Source organism: Nocardia jinanensis, assembly GCF_014645735.1.
GTDB classification, from domain to species: domain Bacteria; phylum Actinomycetota; class Actinomycetes; order Mycobacteriales; family Mycobacteriaceae; genus Nocardia; species Nocardia jinanensis.
Window position 1 is genome coordinate 1 of sequence record NZ_BMMH01000030.1, and the last position, 19,055, is coordinate 19,055.

Sequence of the window (19,055 nt, forward strand, 5' to 3'; positions counted from 1 at the left end):
GTCCGTAGGTGGGCGACTATCGAGTGTGTCCAGAGTGGTGCGCCTGCTCAGGCTGGTCGAGGTGCACCTCTGCCTTCACCTTCCGTCTATTCTGGATGGTCGGCGTTTGCGGCGGGGCCCGCCCCGGTTCTGGAGCGACAGAGCGAAGGAGCGCAGCGACTGAGCGCCGGAGTGAAGAACCGGGGTTAATAGGGCCCCGCCCCGCGGCGCCGCAGGCGCCGCCAATAAACACAGCGTTATTGTGGACCGCGATGCCCATGTCCCGTCCGCGGGACCCGAGCCCACCGGAGAAGCCTCACGTGCGCGAAGTACTTCTGCTCTGCTGGCGTGATACCGGTCATCCACAAGGCGGCGGTAGCGAGCGGTACCTGGAACAGGTAGGCGCGCAACTCGCCGCCCGCGGGGTGCAGGTGACGCTGCGTACCGCCCGCTATCCGGGAGCGCCGAAGCGGGAGCGGATCGGCGGTATCGATATCAGCAGGGGCGGCGGCCGGTTCTCGGTATATCCCCGCGCGCTGGCCGCGATCGCGCTGGGCCGGCTGGGCCTCGGGCCGCTGCGCGGTATCCGGCCCGAAGCCGTGATCGATACCCAGAACGGCATTCCTTTCTTCGCCCGGCTGGTGTCGGGTGTGCCCACGATCGTGCTGGTCCATCACGGACACCGGGAGCAGTGGCCGGTGGCCGGACGGTTGGTCGGCCGGATCGGCTGGTGGATCGAATCGGTGCTCTCGCCCCGGGTGCACCGGGCCGACCAGTACCTCACCGTTTCGCTGCCCTCGGCCGAAGAACTGTCGACGCTCGGCGTCGACCGGTCCCGGATCGCGGTGGTCCGGAACGGCGCCGAGGCTGTCCCCGCGCATGTGCCCACCGGCACCGCGGCTGTGCGCTCGACCGAGCCCCGGGTGGTGGTGCTGTCGCGGCTCGTCCCGCACAAGCAGATCGAGGACGCGCTCACCGCGGTCGCCCGGTTGCGGAACCGGATCCCCGGGGTACGGCTGGATGTTATCGGCGGCGGCTGGTGGGCGGACAAGCTACGTGATGAAGCCGCGGCGCTCGGTATCGCCGATGCGGTGACCTTTCACGGCCACGTCGACGAGGGCCGTAAGCACGAACTGCTCTCCCGTGCGTGGGTGCACGTACTGCCCTCCCGTAAGGAGGGCTGGGGTCTGGCGGTTATCGAGGCCGCCCAGCACGGTGTGCCGACCGTCGGTTACCGGTCCTCTCGTGGTCTCACCGATTCCGTCGTCGACGGCGTGACCGGGGTGCTGGCCGACAATGCCGACCAACTGGCCGATATCGTCGGTGAACTGCTGGACGACGCGGCCGCCCGCACGATCATGGGCGAGAAGGCCCGCGCCCGGGCCCGGGAGTTCTCCTGGGAGCACACTGCCTCCGGTGTGCACCGGGTGCTGGCGGCCGCGGCTGCGGGCCGGCGGGTCAGTGGGCTCATCTCGGCGGGGGAGGATACGGCCGCCACTGTGCATGTCGAACTCCCCGCCGGCGCCTGACCCTTCTCCGGTGGTCCGCCGCACCCGGACCTCCTGAACAGCTCGCGCGGCGAATCCCGTACCGGTCGCGCCCGGCCGGTCCCGGCCTCGGCTCCTGAGCGCGCATATGCCGAAATTCCGATGTCCGGTCTCGACCGGGTGCCGGATCTCTGCGTGTGAACCGGCCCGGATGCCGAATCCGATCACGGTCGGCCCTCAGCGCCGGGCCCGGCGAATCAGGGCACCGTACGCGTAGGTGGCGAGCGGTATCACCAGCAGCAGCGCCCACAGAATATGTGCGGCGACCACCAGGGACCGGTGTGCCGGCGCGGGTCGCGGCCGCACGTCCGGGACCTGGTAGAGCGCCAGTTCGCCGGTGCTGTGGACCGGCCGCAGCCGCGCCAGGGTCGCCGCGGAGTTCCCGAGCGGGCCGGGGGTGTCGCGTTCCACCAGGACCCAGCCGACACCGAGCTGTGCCAGCTGATCCGGCGGACCTCCGTCGAGCAGCAGATTCTCCACTGTCTGCGCACGGGCCCCTTCTCCGGTCACCGTCAGATCGTGGACGGGTAGCGCGCCGGTTTGCAGGACATCGCGCGGCAGCATTCTGGGCGCCGGGTCCAGGACCGGGGCGGACCCGCTGTAGGGAAAGCGCCGGAACATTCCGCCCGGTAGTACGGCGATATCACCGGGTCCGTCGATCCGTTCGGCGATCTCGTGCCAGGAATCCGGGTAGCCGATCGCTCGCAGCTGCCCGTCGGCACCCCAGCCCAGGTCGAGCAGCGGCAGGGTGAGCACACCGATGAACAGCGCGGCGAGTGCCGGCGACCAGCGCGCCGGGCCGTCGGCCGGCCCGGTTCGCGCACCAGTGGGGCCGGCACTTTCTTCGCGCACCTCGCCCTCGCGGCTCCGGCCGGCGAACCCGAGGCATGCGGCCGCCGCGCAGAGTGCGTAACCGGGGGCGGCCAGCGCCACGAATTTCTGGGTGTCGCGTAGCAGTCCCGCACCGGGGACTTCGACGACCAGCCATTCCATGAAAGTCAGCCCGGCCGGGGTGGCGGTGAGTGCCGGGACCAGTACTGCCGCGCCGGCCAGCGCGATCAACACCCGGCGGGCCCGGGTGCGGTCGGGATCGCCATCCGCCGCCACCACTCGCCGGATCCCCAGCGCAACGACTGCGAGCAGCAGAATTGTCGCGAGCGCGGCGATCGGAGTGGTCCGCGATACCGGTACCGCCTCGGCGTTCCAGATTCCGCCCAGCCCGGCGAGACTGCCCACGGTGGCGAGCCAGGGTTCGGCCCGGGCGGCGAAGGCCGTGACACCGGCGGGATCGGAGGGTTCGGCCGCGACCCCCGAGGCCGCGGTGGCGACCAGCCACGGTGCGCTGGTGACGGCCATGAGCACGAGTACTCCGGGACTGCGTCGCGGGCCTGCCACCAGCAGGGCTACGGTCCCGGCGAGCAGGGCGCCGGTGGGAGTGAGACCGGCGGCCGCGAGGCAGCCGGCCAGCACGGACCAGTTCCGGAAACGCTCGAAGCCGCTGTGCCCGGCGGTGCGCAGCCGCAGCGCGGCCGATGCCGTCCACGGTAGGGCGGCATAGCCGGTGAGCAGGCTCCAATGGCCCTGCAACAGCCGTTCGGCGATATAGGGATTCCAGACCACGAGCGTTGTCGCGACCAGTTGTGCCGCGAGCGGGGCGCCGAGCAGTTCCCGTACGAGCACAGCGGCGCCGTATCCGGCGGCCCACAGGGCGGCGAACAGGATGATCTTCACGATCAGTCCACCGTCGATCACCGGGGAGAGCGTGGCGAGCAACCAGTCCTGGGGCACCGCCCGCGGGGCGGCATCGCCCAGGCCGAGCGCGGTATCGGTCGGATAGGAACGCGGGGTGCTCACGGCGTCGCGGAGCAGCAGATATCCGGGGCGCAAGAGGGGTGCGGTGATCAGGAGGGTGAGCAGCAGGCTGTAACCGGCCGGGAGCCAGGACATCCACCGGCCTGCTCGTTGCGCGCTCACGGCCAGTCACCCTACGTTCGGTCGGCGCGGCGGGGCGGACCGGTATGCGGACCGAGCTTGGTGGGACACTAGCGCCGTGCAGTCCGTTCGCCGTCTCCCCGCCGTGGCGGACATGACCCTGGTGACCGCGGGCGCGATGACCGCGAATATCGCGAGCTATCTGCTGCAGTTGCTGGCCGGGCGCTGGCTCGGAGTCGCCGGGTACAGCGAATTCGCCAGCCTGCTCGCGGTGCAGCTGCTGTGTGCGGTACCCGCACTGGCGTTGCAGAACGTAGTGGCGCGTGAGCTCGTGCACGGGGCCGATATCGCCGCACTGCGGGCGTTGCGCCTGCGGTGTGCGCTCCTGGTGGCGGCGGCGGTCGTGGTGCTGGTACCGGTGGTGAGTGTGGTGCTCGAGGTCGGTATCGCGGCGTCGGCCGCGGCGCTGGGGTCGGCGCCGGCGCTGGTGGTCCTGGCCGGGGAGCAGGGGGTGCTGCAGGGGGCGCGGCGATTCCGCGGGCTGGCCGTGGTGCTGGGGGTCGCCGGGATCGCCAAAGTGCTCCCGGCGCTGGTGGTGCTGGCCTCCGGCGGTGGCGCGACCCCGGCGCTGTGGGCCGCCGCCGCCGGTATCGCCGCCGCCGCGGTGTACGCGCGGATGGTGGCGGGTAGCGGCCGCCGGCCCATATCGGCCGGTGATCCCGGCGCGGCGGCCGCCGCCGACCGGCCGGCGGGGGTCGCGGGCGGGCTCGCCGGGGTTTTCGCGGTCCTGCAGGCCGCGCAGGTACAGGCAGCGCTGATGGCGCTGTCCTCCGCCGATCTGATCGTGGTCCGGATCGTGCTGGACGAACCCGACGCCAGCCGCTACGCCCTGGGCACCATCGCCACCAAGATCGCATTCTGGTTACCGCAGGCGGTCGGGGTGGTGCTGTATCCGCGGATGGCGCAACCGGCCTCGTCGGGTTCGGCGGTCCGTTCGGCGCTCGCCGTGCTGTCCGGAATCGGGGTGCTCGCCGTAGCGGGCGCGGCGGTGGCCGCACCGCTGGCCCCTCTTTTCGCCGGACAGGACTACGCGCCGATCCAGGGACTGCTATGGCTGTTCGCCCTGCACGGCGCGCTCCTGGCGGTCCTGCAGGGTGCGCTGTTGTCGGCTATCGCGGTGCAGCGGACGGCGCTGGCGGTACTCGCCTGGGCCGGTCTGGTGATCGAGGTGGTCCTCATGCTCACCCTGGCGAACAGCGTCACCGGGCTGATCGCGACGGCCGCGTCGGTGGCGGCGGTCACCACGACTCTCGTCGCGGTACTGGTCATCCGGACGGCGGCGGGTCGTCCGGTCCCGGCTCCCGCCTGATCCGTGGTAGCGCCGACAGGCCTACCGCGACCACCGCCACCAGTGCGGGGAACTGGACCCACAGCGAATCACCCATATAACCGCCGGGCATCCGCCACGGGCCGGTCGACAGCGCGGCGGACGAGACCGCGGTACCGATTCCGGCGACCGCCGCGAGGGCGCGGCGAGGTATCCGGGGCGCGAATCGCAGCGTCGCCGAGCCCGCGACGGCGAGTACGGTGCCGGTCAGCCCGGCGATCAGGGTCGCGGCGGCCGTCAGGCCGAGCGCCGCGAGTATTCGCGGCGACCACACGGCCGGCGCCGGTGCCACGGGGCCGGTCCGCGGACCACGCGGCACCGCGAGCGCGAGGAGCGGGATCAGCAACAGGAGGCCGAGGACGATGGCGATCCGGTACCAGCTGTCGATCGGAAAGGAAAGGGTGACCGGACCGGTGGCATCGCCCGGTAGCAGCCAGCCCTGCTGCCAGCCGTCGACCACTATCGGCTGGAGTTCACGTCCGTCGGCGGTGTGTGCGGACCAGCCCGCGTTGGTACTCAGCGGGAGGGTCAGCAGCCGGGTCCCGTCGCCCGCGACAGGTGCTGGGGCCTGGGTGTTCACCAGTCGCAACCGGTCGACGAAGAACAGGTCCGTCGGCGCCACCAGTACGTCGACCTCGCCGGTCGGTAGGGCGACCGGTCGCACGGTTCCGGGCTCGGTGGCCGGGAACGCGCCGGTGTCTTGCGGGAAGTCCGGGCACACCTGGGCGGGAACCGGTTCACCGGAACGTAATTCGCCCACCGTGGCGGTGACGCTGGTGTGCAGCAACCGGCCGCCCACCGCGATGGTCGGGCCGGTATCGCAGCCGACGGTCACCAACCGCTCCGCCGGGGCGGGTGGCGGATACTCCGGCCCGAGGACGCCGACCTCGGCGAGTCCGGGCGGCTGGGGCTGGTGGTAGCCGAGTGCGGTCCGGTCCAGTACAGATTCCCAGCTGCGGATACTCAACTCGATCCGGTCGGTCACCGTGGGATGCAGGTCGATCCGGGAGACTTCGTCGGGGTCCTCGAGTTCCCGGACCTGCGGACCGTTGCCCAGATTCACCGTGACGGAGGTGGGCGCGGCGGGCAGTCCGCCCACGGAAGGCGTCAATTCCAGCCCGGTCACCAGGGTGGGTTCCGGGAGTTCGATCGTCAGGGACGGTTTCGGCCCCAGCTTGTCGCGGACGGTGTCCTCCGGCGCGGTCCAGCTGGTGCGGGGGTCACCGTCGGTGGCGGCGAACGCGGAACCACGCAGATCACCGACATCGGAGGCGCCGCGCGCCACGGGCCGCGCGGGATCGGTCAGCAAGGCCTCCAGCGCTGGGCCCTGCCGTGGACGGATCATGAGTAGCGGATCGACAGTGGCGGGTACGGGAACCGAGAGCGTGCGCCCGAACGGCCCCAGCTCCTCCGGTGCCAGCGCCAGCCCCTTACCGCAGCGGACGCGGTCGGGGCTGTCGAAACACGCACTGCGGCCGGGAAACTCCTGGCCGAGGTCCCAGCTCGTCACGGTGGCCTCCGGGAGGGGCGGCGGGAGGACGGTCCGATGGCGGATCTCGACCGGGACGGGGGCCTCGCGCACGGTGTAGTCGTCCAGACCCAGTTCGCTGATCCCGAACTGGCCACCGGTGCTGCCGCGTTCGGTGCGGATGGCGGTGATCTTCACCCATTCGGTGGAACCGACCGGCAGTGCGACCGACACCGATTCGCCCGGCTCACTGATCCGCGCCGAGACGCTGCCGTGGTTGGTGCGCACCTCCACCCACTTCACCGGGTCGCCTATAGCGGCGGGGGTGGTGGTGAACCGCAGCAGCCCGGACTTGAACGGTTTGTCGAGGTCGAGCCGGATCCATTGGCCCAGAGCGTATTCACCCGCATTGCTGATCCAGGCGGTCGCCGGATCGCCGTCCACCGCGGCGGCGGTCGAGTTCCCGGGGGCGGCGCCACCGATCTGTGTGGCATCGGCCGCCGAACTGGACGCGGTGATGGTCGCGCCCGTCCAGCCGCCCTGCACCAGTTCGGCGCCGGGGACGTCGTAGTCGGGGGCCAGGTTGTGGGTTCGGCGTGCGTCCCCGGGCGCGCGCAGGGCGGAATTGTGGTTGTCGACCTTCCCGAAATCGGTTTCCCGGTTCATCGGGGTGTCGGTCACTGTCACCGGGCCGGCCGGCAGCCCCGCCGCGGCGGCGTCGGCGGCCAGCAGGGTGGGTTCGCGCGAGGTGGCAGGGTCGCGGTGCAGGCGTTCCAGGACCTCCGGCCCGCCCTGAACCACCGGGACCGAATCGAGCGGAACCGTATACGCGCCCGGGAACTGTTCGGGCGCACCGGTTCCGCCGCGCAACTCGGCCGGAGTACCGGGGACGGGTGCGTCGACCCGGTAGATCTCCACCGCGGGGTAATCGGGGCGCAGATCCGCGTCCACTACGAAATCATCTCTGCCGGAATCATTTTCGACAGTCTTGCCGAACTCGGCGACCTTGTGCAGGCCCGGCGAACCCTCCACCGCGCTGTGCGCCAGCATCGGTCTGGTCGAGCGGGAGGTATCCGGATCGAGATCGTTGCGCAGCACCAGCACCCCGATACCTTGCCCGCGCAGGGCGGCGGCCAGCCCGTCGGAGGGCCGTCCGTCGGCGATCAGCCGCTGCACCGAATCCATCGCCCGGATGGTGCCGGGCGGATTCAGGGGGACCGCGTCGCGCACCGCCCACGGGGTCTCGGCCAGCGCCTGTAAGGGTTCGTCCCGGGTCAGACCCCATACCTGACTACCGAACGGGGCGCCGGGAACGACCAGTGCGCGGGTGTCGGCGGCGTTCTCGTGCAACCAGTCCGCAGTCTGCTGCCAGTAGGCGGGGACCTCGTCATAGGCGCCGCGCGGTGCGAGTTTTCCGGTCCAGGCCAGGGAACTGGACAGTGCGAGCGCGGCGAGTACCAGCATGGCGACCGCGACCCGGCGGTCCCGGTGCGGATTGGCGAACGCCGCGCGCCAGACCTCGGGCCGGACCGAGGCGGGCAGCGGGACCCGGGACAGCAACTGGGCGATCCCCAGCACCAGCGGCAGCCGGATCAGCGGCTCCAGTTTGTGCACATTGCGCAGCGGTGCGCCGCCGGAATCGAGAAACATCCGGATGGGCTCGGCGAACGGTCCGCCCAGGTGTCCCGCATAGCCCGCGCAGATACCAGTGAGCCCGACGCACAGGATCAGCACCAGCTGTCCGCGCGACGGCATCGACCGCAGTGCCAGCCCCGCCATCCCCACCGCGGCGATCAGGCCGGTGGCCAGGACCGCGGCGGGCTGGGTGACCAGTACCGCGCCCGCGATCCGCTCCGGGGAGACGAAGGGTGTCCAACTGTTCGTGCCGCGCAGCACTTCGCCCAGTGAGGCCCACTGCGTGGTGACACCGGAGGATTCGATGTAGTCGAGGAACGGTGGACTCACCCGGCCCAGTAGCAGCAGTGGTACCGCCCACCACGCCACCGCGAGCGCGAGCAGCGGCACCCAGGCCAGCGTGAACCGCCACCACGTGCGGTTGGGGCGGAAACTGGCCCACCACAGCAGTGCGGGAAGGAAGGCGGCCACCGTGGCCACCGCGTTGACCGCTCCCATCAATGCCAATGCGACGGCACTGCCGGCCGGGGACCGCGCTCCGCCGCGCCGATGCCGGCGGTAGGCGGTGCCGAGCGCGGCGGGTGCGAGCAGAACCCAGGGCGCCAGCATCATGGGCAGCGTCTCCGAGGAGATCGAGCCGACGGTGGTCAGTACCCGAGGGGAGAGGGCGAAGGCGGCAGCCGCGATGACCCGCGAGCCGCGGCTGCCGATCCCGAGCGTTTCACAGAGTTTGACCACGCCCCAGAAACCGGCGAGGAGCAGAAGCGCCCACCAGACGCGCTGAGTGATCCAGGCGGGCAGGTGCAGCAGATCACCGAGGGCGAAGAACGCGCCGTGCGGGAAGAAATAGCCGTAGGCCTGGTTCTGTACCTGGCCCATCGGTGCCTGGCTGCTCCACAGGTGGCCGGCGCGGGTGAGGAAACCGAGTGGATTCTCGGCGAGATCGTATTTGGTATCGGCGACGGTGAGGCCGGGGGCTTGCAGGAAGGTCAGCAGGAAGGCGGCGAAGGCCGATCCGAAGAACCAGCGGCGGCCCAGTTCGCCGGTGGGTGCCGGATCCGGGATGGAACGGGGGGCCGCGTCGGCGGGTTCGACGGGGTCGGACTGGACGGGCACCGTGGGTCAGGCGTTTGCCGTCCCCGCCGGAAGGAACCGACGGGGACGGGATGAGATCGGGCCGGGTCTCAGCGCTTGCCGTATTCGACGCTGTTCAGCAGCGAGCTGTCCGCATTACCGCTGCGGTCGACCTCTGGGCGGGCGTTCTGCTGCAGCGCGGCGGTGATGGCGAAGACCGCGATCGCGCCCAGCAGGGCGCCGCCGACCGCACTCGCTACACCGGGGACAGCAAACTTCATCGCAGCACTCCAAACTCGAAGCAGGCAGATATCTGGGTCAACCTAGCAGGACCGGCGGGGTCCGGGTAGGCACCGTCGGGTGTTTCACCCTAACGGTTGCCGATACCCCCGCCCGCACCGCCGTGGATATCGAGCCCGGGGGGCACCGTCCCCTTCCGATACCTGGATCAGCAGAGTCTTCCCGGCCGACTCCGCGGCCCGGCGGAGTCGGCCGGGTCGTGCCACCGGGATCGGTGGATTCATTCGCCGTCCGGCGGTACGGCGCAGTCGAGGGCGCCGAGCAGAGTGCGCAGTTTGACGGTGGTCTCGGCCAGTTCGGCGTGGGGATCGGACGCTGCGACTATCCCGCCGCCCGCGTGGGCGCGCAATGTCTGCCCGCCGGCGGCCAGTTCCGCGCTGCGGATGGCGACCACCCATGTCCCGTCACCGGCGGCATCGCACCACCCGACAGCGCCTCCGTAGAACCCGCGGTCCTCCTCGTGGCCGGTGATGTATTCGAGCGCGTCCGCGGTCGGGGTGCCGCAGACCGCCGGGGTCGGATGCAGCAGCAGAGCCAATTCGAGCGCGTTGGGCGCCGGTTCCCGCAGTATGCCGTGGATCGGGGTGCCCAGATGCCACATATCGTGGGTGGCCACGAGTTTCGGGCGGCGGGGTATCGAGAGGCCGGTGCAGACCGGGGACAGTCGTTCGGCGATCCAGTCGACGACGAACGCGTGTTCGGCGTGGTTCTTCGCGCTCGCCGACAGTATTTCGGCCTGGGCGGTGTCGGCCTCGTGGTCCGGGAGCCGGGGCAGGGTGCCGGCCAGTGGGTACAACTCGACCCAGGTACCGCGCCGGTGCACGAGCAGCTCGGGGCTCGCGCCGATCAGCGTCGCCCCCTCGCGCCCGGCGGGTGTCAGGTCGACCGCGAAGATATCGGCCCGCGGATGCCGGGTCGACAGATAACCGGCGAGGACCTCGGGGTCCAGCGGGCTTGCCGCTTCGGCCAGCACGGACCGGGCGGCCACCACTTTGCGTAGACGGTTGCCGGGATCTTCGAGGAGTCGCACGAGCCGGGCCACCCGGGCGCGGTGTTCGGCCGGACCCGGTGTCTGGACCACCGCCCGTACCCGGGGTAGTTCCGGCAGCGCGGCCGGGCGCCAGGGTCCCGCGGTGTGCAGAAATTCACCGGGCTCGACCAGCGCGGCAGGGCCTCGCGGGTCGAACGGCAGCGCTCCGGCGATCGCCGGAGCGGCCCCCTCGCGCAGCGCGGCCGCGGCCTGCCACGGGTCGCGGTGGACGGCGCGCACACCGGTACCGCGCACCACACTGTCGGGTCGTGCCAGCAGGAAGCCGGTCATGATCCGACAGTAGCCATGTTCGCGTAGGCCCTACTTTGCGGCGTGATCGTCACGCCCGGTCCTGCGCGACCCGGCCGGCTGTGCCGGGGGTACCAGGAAAACCGGACGATGGCAGTGTTTGAGCACGGCATCGGCGACACTGCTGTGCACAAGTGCCCGCAAACCGGTGGCACCGCGGGTGCCGGCCACGATGATGTCGACGTCGAGTTCGTCGGCGACATCGACGACCGCCTGCCACGCGCTGGTGGCGTATTCCTGGGTGCGTGCCTCGGCGTTCAGCCCGGCCAGGCCCGCCAGGTGCACGCCCTCGGCGTTGATATCGCGGGCGGTGGTGTAGGCGATGTCCTCGAGTTCCTCGTCGGGCACCCATTCCGGCTGCACCATCCCGGAGATACCGGAAATACGCGCCGCTTGGCGCACCATCGGCTCCCAGGCGGTGACGACCACCGCGCGATCGGCGGCGAGGAAACGTCCGGCGTATTCGATCGCGCGTTTGGCGTGTTCGGAACCGTCGTAGGCGATGAGCATCAGATCGCAGGGCATGGCGGCGACCTCCAGGGCGAACTCCTGACGGGTGTTACCAGATTACCCCCGCACGGAAGCCGAGCCGAGGTTTCACGCGCGGGGGGCGCGGGCTACCGTCGAACGATGCGGAAGATACCGTTCGTCCTGCTCGCGGTGCTCGCGATGCTGCTCACCGGCTGTTCCGGCGGTGACGGCGGCGGATCCGGTACCGCGACCACAGCGACCCCGGGTGGCGCGACCGGCCCCGAGGTCGCGGCCAGTGGCGAGGCCGGCCCCACCACCACGACCGGAGGCGATTGCGCCGCCCAGTTCCTGGGGCAGCTCAGCACCCGGGAGAAGCTCGCGCAGCTGCTCACCGTAGGAGTGACCGGTACCGACGATGCGCTCGCGGTGGTCCGCGACCATCAGGTCGGCGGGATCTTCGTCGGCAGCTGGACCGATCTATCGATGCTCACCGACGGCGGGCTCGCGCAGGTGACGGCCGCGGCGAAAACGCCGCTCATGGTGACCACCGACGAGGAAGGCGGCCGGGTGTCGCGCCTCGCGAATCTGATCGGGACCGCGCCGTCGGCCCGGGAAACCGCGCAGACCATGACACCCGACGAGTTCTACACCGCGACCCTGGACCGCGCGCGGGCGATGCAGGGGTTGGGGATCACTGTGGATTTCGCCCCCGATATCGACGTGAGCTCCCAGCCCGACGATTCGGTGATCGGTGACCGCTCGTTCTCCGACGATCCGGCGGTGGTCACCGAGTACGCCGACGCCTATATCCGGGCCATGCACGAGGTCGGTGTCGGCACGGTGCTCAAACATTTCCCGGGCCACGGGTCCAGCACCGGCGATTCTCATCTCGGGGCCGTGACGGTACCGCCGCTGTCGGAGCTGAGCGATAGCGATCTGGTGCCGTTCCGTGAACTGATCGGTTCGGGTTCGGCGGTGATGGTCGGTCATCTCGACGTCCCCGGACTGACGACCCCGGGTGTGCCGGCCAGTATCAGCCCGGAGGTGATGAACCTGCTGCGCGAGGGCTCGGGGTACGGGGCGGCACCGTTCGACGGTGTGATCTTCACCGATGACCTGAGCGGAATGGCCGCGATCACCGATCGGTTGTCCATCGAGCAGGCAGTGGAGGCGACGCTGGTGGCGGGCGCGGATAATGCTCTGTGGATCAGTACCGACGCCGTGGGCCAGGTCCTCGACCAGTTGGAGCAGGCGGTGGCCGCCGGACGTTTGCCGATGGAGCGGGTGGATGCCTCCGTGTTGCGGATGGCCGACTACAAGCGGGTGCCGCGCGCCTGCTGAGCGCGCGGTGCCCTGGCCGGTGGGGGCGGCCCGGGCGAAACGATGGATTCGGGTTTCCGGCCGTCCACCGGAAGAACACCGGCGCGCGTGCATCGCGGCCGGTGGTTCCGGTCCTGGGGAACTTACTTTGGAGTAATATAAAGGGCTCACTGGTAGGAGACGTGATGGCGGGCGGTACGAAAAGACTTCCGAGAGCGGTGCGCGAGCAGCAGATGCTCGATGCCGCGGTCGAGGTCTTCTCGCGCAAGGGTTTCCACGAAACATCCATGGACGCCATCGCCGCCGAAGCCGAGATCTCCAAGCCGATGCTGTATTTGTACTACGGCTCCAAGGACGAACTCTTCCGCGCCTGTATCCAGCGCGAGGGCCTGCGCTTCCTCGAATCCGTCGCACCCGCCGGCAACCCGCTGCTCAGCCCGCACGAACAATTGCGCACCGCACTCGAGGGTTTTCTCGGCTTCGTCGATCTGCACCGTAATTCCTGGCAGGTCCTGTACCGCCAAGCCCTCGGGCAGCAGGCCTTCGCGTCGGAGATCGAGAACGCCCGCGAGCGGGTGATCGAATTGACCGCGAAACTGCTGGAGTCCAGTGCCAAACACGCCGAACCGGGCACCAACTTCGATATCGTCGCCGTCGCTGTGATCGGCGCGGGGGAGGCCATCGCCGATTCCGTGGCCGACGGCCGGATCGATGTGGCCGAAGCCGTGGATCTGCTCGACGCGCTCGCCTGGCGCGGGTTGGCGGGCCGCAAACCCGGCTCGGCCGATAATGGCGACCCCGCGGAATTGCCCGAATAGTACGAATTGCCCGCTCAGTGGGGCTCGCTCTGTTGCGCAGAACCCGGTCGGTCCGTATTTTCTATCCGCGCAACGGATGTCGCGGCGGTCGCCATCCGATCGGGAGGGCAAGTGTTCGGAATGTTGCGGCCGTGCCGGCACGGCGCCGCGAAATACGGGGTGGACCCAGGGCTGTGGCAGTCCCATATGTGCGGATTGTGTCTGGGCCTGCGCGACGGGCACGGGCAACTGGCGCGTAGTGCGACCAATACCGACGCGGTGGTACTCGCGCTGCTCACCGAGGCCCAGGCCGCGTCCCCCGCCCCGCGTCGCACCGCCGGACCCTGCCCGCTGCGCGGGATGCGTACGGCGCGGGTCCCGGTAGCTGCCTCGGCGCCGGTGCAGCTCGCCGCCACGGCCTCCCTGCTACTGGGATCCGCCAAGGTCGCCGACCATATAGCGGACGGCGATACCCGGCCCCGCCTGCACCGGCCGATGCGCCGGGTCGCGACCGGCTGGGCCACCGGGGCACACACCCGGGCCGCCGCCATCGGCCTGGATATCGCCCCGCTGGTGGCGGCGATCGAGGCGCAGGCGGGCGCCGAACAGCGGGTCGCCGCCGGTGACGGACTACCGGGCGCGGCCGCCCTGGACGATCTGACCCTCGCCAGCCGCCGCTGTGCCGCGGAGTTCTTCGCCCATACCGCGGTGCTCGCCGACCGCCCGGAGAATGTGGACGCATTGCGCGGCGCGGGTGACGAATTCGGCCGGATCGCGCATCTGGCCGACGCGCTCACCGACTATGACGCCGATGCCGCCGCGGATCGCTTCAACCCGCTCGCCGCGACCGGTACCACCCAGGACGAAGGCTATGCCCTGGTCCGGGAATCGCACCACTCGTTGCGGTCCGCACTGCGGACCGCCGGCCTGACCGATATCCCGGCCCTGCGCTGGGCGTTACTGGACCCGCTCACTACCGCACTGCGCCGGATCGGCCGCACCATCGCGGCACCGCCCGTCGCCTCGGCGCAGAAGTATCAGCAGTATCCGGTGAGCGTTCATCCCACCGATCCGCGGGCGTCCCTCGGTCCGCAGCGGCCAGGGGTCGCCGAATCGATCCAGCTGATCCTCACCCAGTACTGCACCGGTTATGCCTGCTGCGCCGAGCACACCCGGCCGTGCAGTGGTGAGCGGCAGCAGTCCTGGGCCGAGCGAGGATGCGATTGCAGCGGTTGTTGTGAGTGCGGCAGCTGCTGCGGCGACTCAGCGAGCTGTTGCGGTGACGGTTGCTGCTGTGGGGACGGTTGCTGCTGCGACGGCTGCGGTTGCGACTGCTGAGTCGCGCGTTCAGGATTTGGCGGTCCGCGGCCGGTCTCGTCGCCGCGCCCACTGCCGGCACGGTTCCTCCACCAGGGCGTGGCTGGCCGCGGCGATCGGCAGGGTGAACGCGACCGTCAGCACCAGCACTACCCCGAAGTTGCCCTGGAACGGCAGGATGCCGAACACCGGGAAGATCACCGACAGCACGGCGAGATGCCAGATGAAGATGCCGTAGGACCAGCGTCCCGCCATCGCGACCGGCGCCGCGGTGAGCCACCGGTGCGGTTTGTCCGGTGGTCCGAGTACCAGCGGGGCCAGCAGCGCGAAGCCGATCACCGCGCCGAGCCCCATCTTCGCGGCGTACTGCCAGGGTTCGGCCCGGGTCAGCCCGGCGACTCCGCCCAGTCGTGTCGACGACGCCACGAACGCCGCGGCGGCGATCAGCCACATCAGCCGCTGATTGCCCAGGAACCGCAATCGCTGCCGCCACCGGTCGTCGCAGGTCAGTTCGGCGAGCAGCATGCCGCCGGCGAACCAGGGGATATAGGCCGGTAGCCAGTTGTCGGCATGGATGGCGTCGAGAGTCGGTACCGGAATGAAGTTCCAGCTCAGGAACAGCAGCCCGAATACAAGGACCGCCGGTACCCGCGCCGCCGCCGCACGGCCGCGCAATCCGTGCAGCAGCCAGGCCAGTAGCGGCAGCGCTGTATAGAAGGCCACCTCGACCGACAGACTCCACATCTGGGTGAGTCCGTCGGTGAGGGTGAGGGGTACGAAGACCTGTAGCAGCAGCAGGTTCGAAATCCATACTTGCAGGCCGGCGGTACCCGCGGCGGCCGGGACCAGGACGAGGACGGTACAGACCACGACCCAGTACGCGGGCACGATCCGTGCCACCCGATGCCGCAGGTAGTACCCGAGACCGGGCGCTTCGCCGAGTCCGCGCGCGGTGAGCGCGTGCGGGCGCCACAGCAGGAAGCCGGACAGTGCGAAGAACACCGCGACGGCCATATCGAAGCGTTCCAGCAGCCGTCCGAGTCCGGGTATACCGTTGGCGCCCGTCTGGAATGCCACGTGAGTGAGCACTACACCCAGCGCCGCGAGGCCGCGCATCCCCTCGAGTGCGGGAAGAAAGCCCCGCTGACGCGCTGCGGGGACCGGCGATTGCCCGGACGGTCGTGTGCCGCCGCCGGGCCGGGCCTGGTCAGCGGTGGTGGCGGCCGGTCCGCCGGGGGGCCGGGAGCCGGTATCGGTGGTCGGGGTGGTGGTCATCAGGGTCCAGTCTGCCGGGCCGCTTGCGCGTGAAGGAAGCCGGCATTTCACAATGCGGGTTACACTCCCCCCGATTTCGGTCTGATTCCGCCCTCACCACCGCCCGGGTAACCCCCAGGCTGTTAGTGTCAGGGCTCACGAGTGCCGCGGCGTCCCGCTGTACCCGCGGAACGACCTGTGTTCTACGACGAGGAGACTTTGCATGGCACTGAGTGCCGGAACCAGAAGGACGGTCGCCTGCGTGCTCGTGGGTCTCGGCGCGTTGTTGCTCGTTGCCGCGCTGATGATCCCCACCTACACCGTCAGCAAAATGGCCAAGACTCCCCTCGATCTCGAGATCACCACGGTCGCGGTCAACCAGAAGGATCAGGAAAGCCTGGTCCTGGACTCATCGTCGCTGACCGCCGCGGGCCGCTCGGCGGAGGTCAACAAGAATGTGCCGCTGGTCTCGCAGCGCTTTCTCACCGTCGAGGATCCCTCCGATGCCGACGAAATGACCATCCAGGCCGGTAACACCCTGCGCCGGATCGACAAATCCGGTGACACCGGTGTGCTGACCGCCTACGTCGACCGGGTCACCATCGACCGCGTGTCCGGTGAGCCGGTGGCCGCCGATCCCAACGGTTCGATCGCGATCACCACCAACTCCAAGGGTGAAGCCCTCGCCGATCCGGTCCAGCACACGGGGCTGCAGTACCGGTTCCCGATCGGTACCGAGAAGAAGACCTACCCGTACTTCGACGTGCTCGCCCGGACCACCACCGATATGGAGTTCCAGGAAGAGACCGAGATCAACGGCACCAAGGTCTATCACTTCCGGCAGAACGTCCCGGTGACCAATCTGAACGATGTCTCCAAGGCGCCGACCAACAAGCTGGAACTGCCCGCCGCCAAGTGGGGTGTCGAGGGCGGCGAGGAACCGGTCACCATGTACCGCTTCTACGGCAACACCCGCGACGTGTGGGTCGAGCCGGAGACCGGCACGGTCGTCAAGGGCGGCGAACAGCTCAACATCTTCTACGGCCGCAGCGCCGACAAGGTGGAGGTGCAGGCGCTCAAGGCCAATATGGTCTTCGATACCGATACCGTCGAATCGCAGCTGGCGGTGGCCAAGGATAATATCGACAAGCTGTCGCTGTTCGGCCGCGTGCTGCCGATCGTCTTCGGCATCCTCGGTGTGCTCGCGCTGATCGGCGGTATCGCACTCGGACTGACGGGCGGCCGCGGCGGTTACCCGGCCCGGCCCGCCGGTCCTTCCGGTCGCCGGCCCAGTGGGGGCTCGTCGGTCGCCGCTTCGGAAGCACCGACCACCACCCTGCCCCGCACCGGTAACGCGGACGCTCCCACGGAGACGATCAAACTCCCGAAGAACCTCTGAGGTAAGAACACAGGAGGTGCCCCGGACCGATGGTCCGGGGCACTTTTTGCTTTCCCCGGCAGCGCCTTTCACCACCGCAGCCGATCTGCAATGTCTCGGCGCATTCCGAAGGACCCGGCATACGGTCTCAGTCCCGGGATGCTGACCCACCCTCAAGGTCCGCAGCGGGGGCGGCGCGACCTTGTCCGGGTTCGGCCATGGCCGGCGGCTAAAAGACTATCATTGATGATAGTATCATTAAAGATAGTATCCTGGGAGGCGGTTGTGGACGGATTCATCGGGCGACGTGCTGAGCTTGCCCTTCTCACCGAACTGCTCGAGCCGCTGCGCGAGGGCAGCCGGTCGGGGCGACCAGGGCGAGCGTTACTGATCCGGGGCCGTAGGCGGGTGGGGAAGTCGCGGCTGGTGGAGGAGTTTCTAAATCGGGCGCGAGTGCCGCACGTGTTCTTCACGGCGGTGGGCGGGTCGCGGGGCGAGGACCTGGCGGGATTTGTTGCCGATCTCGCAGGTTCGGACCTGCCCGGCGCCGCGCAGGTCTCGGAGTTCGCGGAACCGAAGACGTGGCGAGCCGCGTTCGATCTGCTCGCCACCGTGCTGCCGACGGATCGTCCGAGCGTCGTCGTACTGGACGAAATGCCCCATCTGGTGCGGGAGGATCAGGCGTTCGAGGGCACGCTGCAGAAAGTGTTCGATCGGACCCTGTCGAAGTTGCCGGTGCTGCTCGTGCTCATCGGATCCGATATCGCGATGATGGAGAAGCTGAACACCTACGGCCGTCCGTTTTATCAGCGCGGTACCGAGATGGTGGTGCCGCCGATGAATCCGCACGATGTCGCGGCAATGCTCGATCTGTCACCGGCCGATGCATTCGATGCGTACCTGGTCAGCGGCGGTCTACCTCTCATTCTCGAGGAGTGGCCGCGAGGGGCCGGGCTGTGGGAATACCTCGACTTCGCGCTCCGCCGCCCCACCTCGGCCCTATTGGTCAGCGCCGAACGGGCGCTGGCCGCCGAATTCCCCACCGAGGCGCAAGCGCGCACGGTGCTCGGCGCGATCGGTCACGGCGAGCGGACTTTCAGCCTCATCCGCCGGACAGCCGGGGATCTTCCCCCGACTTCACTCACCCGATCACTCGGGTTGCTCACCGAGCGACGTATGGTGGCGGCCGAGCGGCCGCTCTCGGTGCAGGCGAGCAGGGAAACCCGCTATCGCGTCGAAGATTCGTATCTGCGGTTCTGGCTTTTCTTTCTCGGTCCCGGTATGCCCGCGATCGAACGTGGGCGGGGAGATCGAGTGCTGGAGACGATCCGGGCAAGCTGGACATCCTGGCGGGGCCGGGCAGTAGAGCCGCTGATCCGGGAGGCGCTGTGGCGGGCCGCGGACAGGTACCTGCCCGCGGGGACAGGGGCGATCGGCGGTTACTGGACACGGACGAACAACCCGGAGATAGATATGGTCGCCGCCGATCGGGGGCCGATCGCCAAGCGGATCACGTGTGTGGGATCAGTGAAATGGCTCGAGAACAAGCCGTTCGATCAGCGAGATCTCGCCGCTCTCATCACCCACCGGTCACAACTACCGGGCGCCGATGCCGATACCCCGATGCTGGCAGTCGCGCGGGCGGGAGGCTCGACGGCGGGCGCGCGAGTGCTGACACCGGACGAACTGCTCACAGCGTGGGCCTGACGAATTCGCCCTACCGGACAAGAACATCCGGTGGAATCCGTCGGACCGCAGAACCCGAGATCGGTACCCCACCTACCGGATTCATCCGGATCTGTCACCCCGGCATGGCACAATCCTGCGCACCTTCCCAGGCGGGGTCGGGAATGCTCG

13 protein-coding genes are annotated in these 19,055 nt (G+C 69.4%); 7 read left to right on the forward strand and 6 right to left on the reverse strand.

Annotation, left to right across the window (positions count from 1 at the left end; all coding sequences use genetic code 11):
* Positions 1–299 precede the first annotated feature (299 nt).
* Positions 300–1,508: a glycosyltransferase family 4 protein gene (locus IEY68_RS32390; protein ID WP_062999948.1), complete on the forward strand. Its 1,209-nt coding sequence runs from the start codon at positions 300–302 to the stop codon at positions 1,506–1,508.
* A gap of 195 nt (positions 1,509–1,703) precedes the next feature.
* Here the strand turns inward: IEY68_RS32390 and IEY68_RS32395 are convergent, their stop codons facing one another.
* On the reverse strand, positions 1,704–3,473 hold the full coding sequence (locus IEY68_RS32395) for an MmpA family trehalose lipid delivery protein (protein ID WP_058853974.1): 1,770 nt from the start codon (positions 3,471–3,473) through the stop codon (positions 1,704–1,706).
* 163 nt (positions 3,474–3,636) lie between these two features.
* Between IEY68_RS32395 and IEY68_RS32400 the strand changes: the two genes are divergently transcribed.
* Positions 3,637–4,827 (forward strand): polysaccharide biosynthesis protein, encoded by a 1,191-nt coding sequence (locus tag IEY68_RS32400; protein ID WP_229719180.1) that lies wholly within the window; start codon positions 3,637–3,639, stop codon positions 4,825–4,827.
* Here the strand turns inward: IEY68_RS32400 and IEY68_RS32405 are convergent.
* From IEY68_RS32405 to IEY68_RS32420, 4 genes are all read right to left on the reverse strand, one after another.
* Positions 4,784–9,013, reverse strand: coding sequence for an alpha-(1->3)-arabinofuranosyltransferase (locus IEY68_RS32405; protein ID WP_156426005.1), 4,230 nt, complete (start codon positions 9,011–9,013; stop codon positions 4,784–4,786). The two genes, IEY68_RS32400 and IEY68_RS32405, sit on opposite strands and share 44 nt — an antisense overlap.
* Positions 9,014–9,132: 119 nt before the next feature.
* Positions 9,133–9,303 (reverse strand): DUF2613 domain-containing protein, encoded by a 171-nt coding sequence (locus tag IEY68_RS32410; RefSeq protein ID WP_082681090.1) that lies wholly within the window; start codon positions 9,301–9,303, stop codon positions 9,133–9,135.
* Between the two features lie 239 nt (positions 9,304–9,542).
* Positions 9,543–10,643 (reverse strand): isochorismate synthase, encoded by a 1,101-nt coding sequence (locus IEY68_RS32415; RefSeq protein ID WP_058853072.1) that lies wholly within the window; start codon positions 10,641–10,643, stop codon positions 9,543–9,545.
* 30 nt (positions 10,644–10,673) lie between these two features.
* Positions 10,674–11,186 (reverse strand): universal stress protein, encoded by a 513-nt coding sequence (locus tag IEY68_RS32420; protein ID WP_058853073.1) that lies wholly within the window; start codon positions 11,184–11,186, stop codon positions 10,674–10,676.
* 105 nt (positions 11,187–11,291) lie between these two features.
* Between IEY68_RS32420 and IEY68_RS32425 the strand changes: the two genes are divergently transcribed.
* The 3 genes from IEY68_RS32425 to IEY68_RS32435 all read left to right on the forward strand — a co-directional run bounded on the left by IEY68_RS32425 (position 11,292) and on the right by IEY68_RS32435 (position 14,587).
* Positions 11,292–12,473, forward strand: a complete 1,182-nt coding sequence (locus IEY68_RS32425; RefSeq protein WP_058853074.1) for a glycoside hydrolase family 3 N-terminal domain-containing protein — start codon at positions 11,292–11,294, stop codon at positions 12,471–12,473.
* A 164-nt stretch (positions 12,474–12,637) separates the two neighbouring features.
* Positions 12,638–13,270: a TetR/AcrR family transcriptional regulator gene (locus IEY68_RS32430; RefSeq protein ID WP_058853075.1), complete on the forward strand. Its 633-nt coding sequence runs from the start codon at positions 12,638–12,640 to the stop codon at positions 13,268–13,270.
* A gap of 120 nt (positions 13,271–13,390) precedes the next feature.
* Entirely contained in the window at positions 13,391–14,587 is a 1,197-nt protein-coding gene (locus tag IEY68_RS32435) for a DUF5685 family protein (protein ID WP_229719181.1), read from the forward strand.
* A 9-nt stretch (positions 14,588–14,596) separates the two neighbouring features.
* On the opposite strand, the gene IEY68_RS32440 is transcribed toward IEY68_RS32435, so the two are convergent.
* Positions 14,597–15,682 (reverse strand): acyltransferase family protein, encoded by a 1,086-nt coding sequence (locus tag IEY68_RS32440; RefSeq protein ID WP_229719182.1) that lies wholly within the window; start codon positions 15,680–15,682, stop codon positions 14,597–14,599.
* 361 nt (positions 15,683–16,043) lie between these two features.
* Between IEY68_RS32440 and pgfA the strand changes: the two genes are divergently transcribed.
* Together pgfA and IEY68_RS32450 are read left to right on the forward strand one after the other, a co-directional pair.
* Positions 16,044–17,219, forward strand: coding sequence for a cell envelope lipid trafficking protein PgfA (gene pgfA, locus IEY68_RS32445; RefSeq protein ID WP_058853077.1), 1,176 nt, complete (start codon positions 16,044–16,046; stop codon positions 17,217–17,219).
* Between the two features lie 264 nt (positions 17,220–17,483).
* Positions 17,484–18,905 (forward strand): ATP-binding protein, encoded by a 1,422-nt coding sequence (locus IEY68_RS32450; RefSeq protein ID WP_058853078.1) that lies wholly within the window; start codon positions 17,484–17,486, stop codon positions 18,903–18,905.
* Positions 18,906–19,055: the final 150 nt, after the last annotated feature.

Coding starts and splice junctions, on each gene's coding strand:
- IEY68_RS32430 (WP_058853075.1), top strand. CDS start 12,638: ATGGCGGGCGGTACGAAAAGACTTCCGAGAGCGGTGCGCGAGCAGCAG.
- IEY68_RS32400 (WP_229719180.1), top strand. CDS start 3,637: ATGACCGCGAATATCGCGAGCTATCTGCTGCAGTTGCTGGCCGGGCGC.
- IEY68_RS32435 (WP_229719181.1), top strand. CDS start 13,391: ATGTTGCGGCCGTGCCGGCACGGCGCCGCGAAATACGGGGTGGACCCA.
- IEY68_RS32415 (WP_058853072.1), bottom strand. CDS start 10,643: ATGACCGGCTTCCTGCTGGCACGACCCGACAGTGTGGTGCGCGGTACC.
- IEY68_RS32425 (WP_058853074.1), top strand. CDS start 11,292: ATGCGGAAGATACCGTTCGTCCTGCTCGCGGTGCTCGCGATGCTGCTC.
- IEY68_RS32410 (WP_082681090.1), bottom strand. CDS start 9,303: ATGAAGTTTGCTGTCCCCGGTGTAGCGAGTGCGGTCGGCGGCGCCCTG.
- IEY68_RS32420 (WP_058853073.1), bottom strand. CDS start 11,186: ATGCCCTGCGATCTGATGCTCATCGCCTACGACGGTTCCGAACACGCC.
- pgfA (WP_058853077.1), top strand. CDS start 16,044: ATGGCACTGAGTGCCGGAACCAGAAGGACGGTCGCCTGCGTGCTCGTG.
- IEY68_RS32395 (WP_058853974.1), bottom strand. CDS start 3,473: ATGTCCTGGCTCCCGGCCGGTTACAGCCTGCTGCTCACCCTCCTGATC.
- IEY68_RS32440 (WP_229719182.1), bottom strand. CDS start 15,682: ATGCGCGGCCTCGCGGCGCTGGGTGTAGTGCTCACTCACGTGGCATTC.